At 63.5% G+C, this 252-nt stretch carries 1 pseudogene; it reads left to right on the top strand.

What is annotated here, in order from left to right:
• Positions 1–252: pseudogene (locus tag AAEZ06_RS27860) on the top strand (flavin-dependent monooxygenase); the annotation flags it as partial.

Here is a 252-nt window from a genome sequence, read left to right on the forward strand (position 1 = left end):
CTCCCGCGCCGTCTCCACATCGGCCATTGGCGCCCTGCAGGGTGCGATCAACGAGTTCCGTGACAATGCCGCCAAACATATCGGCAAGCACGGTGCCCGTACCGCAGACGATCCTGTGGCGCAAACCGCCATTGCCGAAGCGATGATCACCGTCGACAGCCTGCGCCTGGTGCTGGAACGCAACTACGAGCACCTCATGAGCCTGGCCCGCGCCGGCGAATACCCGGATACCGAAACCCGGCTGTTGTATCG

The organism is Pseudomonas sp. HY7a-MNA-CIBAN-0227, assembly GCF_040310325.1.
Classification (GTDB): domain Bacteria; phylum Pseudomonadota; class Gammaproteobacteria; order Pseudomonadales; family Pseudomonadaceae; genus Aquipseudomonas.